1 protein-coding gene is annotated in these 1,393 nt (G+C 36.6%); it reads right to left on the bottom strand.

All coding sequences use genetic code 11. The features are described from left to right. Window positions 1–75: 75 nt before the first annotated feature. Window positions 76–246 carry a hypothetical protein gene (locus B879_RS23755; RefSeq protein ID WP_497706787.1) on the bottom strand — a complete coding sequence of 57 codons (171 nt, stop codon included), beginning with the start codon at window positions 244–246 and terminating at the stop codon, window positions 76–78. Between the last annotated feature and the right edge of the window lie 1,147 nt (window positions 247–1,393).

The following is a 1,393-nucleotide window of genomic DNA, read 5'->3' as shown; positions in this document are numbered from 1 at the left end:
GACCCAACAACTTTAATGTCTTCTTCTTCTTCAATATGTTGAAGTTGAACATTTCCCCTCACTTTCTTATTATGCTTACTTCTTTATTCTTTTATCTTTTGCCTCTTCTAATGCGGCTCTACATTTTGCTTTATCCTTGTCCAAAGACTTTGCAAACCCGGCTACATTTCCCTTGATGTTGGCGATGTGTTGTTTCATTCTATATACTCCACCACTAATTGTTTTCTTACACAACTTACATTGCACCTTATCTGAGTCGGTAGGATTCACGAAGACCCCATACTCCCATTGAAGGAATATTTTGTGAAAACATGTTCATTTAAGCAACATCAATAAGCATGCAATTAACAATTAAAGGCGGAATCATGCTTGCATGCACTTAAAAACAAAACATTAACCATGAAATTCAAAGCCTAGTAGATTGGTGAACCAATAATCAACTCAAAACAAAGTGAGTTGAAATTAATACCTTTGTAGATTCCTCTTTGCATAAGCAAAGGCTAATCACCCAAAGAGATAGGGGCCTTCATTCCTTGCTTCTTAGATCCATGGATTTGGATGGAAGAATAGGTTTCTCCAAGTTCCCAAAATTGAGAACCTCTAAGTCTCTTCACCAAGGTTTGATTGTAGAAGAAATGAGTGACCTTGGAGTAGTAGGATTGCTAGATGTACCCTCCAAGGTGTTGGCCTCTTTAGAGAGAAAATGGAGAGACAATTCTCACCAATTTTCCCCAAAAATAAACCCTTAATCATCTTAATGAATATTTGGCTATAAAGTCATTTATATAGTCACTTCTTTAAGTGACCTAAATAACCAAAACCCTAATTCATCACACATGGCCGGCCATTTAGGGGATTTTGGGCTTTTGGGCTTTAATGAATCTTCATTCATTAAATTGTCATACAACTTAAGTTAATGGGCTTGACGTTCGAAGCCCATTGGGCCTTAAGGTCCAAAACTATCCCGAAGTCTTTAACGAACTTATTCGTTTGATTAATTAACATATTAATTAATCCTTGCCATAAATAAATGATTAAACCATTTAATCATTCTTACTCATTTCCGTTTAATCTCCAATCTCCACCTTTTACGGTGTGCGATCCATTAGGTTCCTTTTAGCGAGGTAGTGGGCGATTAAAACCATTTTACATCGATTGTGAATTGAAACTATTTTCAATTCTCCCTTTAGTGATTACACACGTTTAGGGCTTCCACAAACCATGAGTGACACCTAGCAGCATATCATGGTTACCCAAGCTAATCAGAAGAGGTGGAGAACCTATTCAGTTTGGGATTACAAATGCAATACGGTCTTTCTCTAATCTAATACTCTTGACCACATTGTTTGGTTTGATAGTTTATTCATGTCTACTATCCAATGTGATTCGTCTT

Origin of the sequence: Cecembia lonarensis LW9 (assembly GCF_000298295.1) — a bacterium.
GTDB classification, from domain to species: domain Bacteria; phylum Bacteroidota; class Bacteroidia; order Cytophagales; family Cyclobacteriaceae; genus Cecembia; species Cecembia lonarensis.
This window is presented reverse-complemented; position numbering and strand designations above follow the sequence as displayed.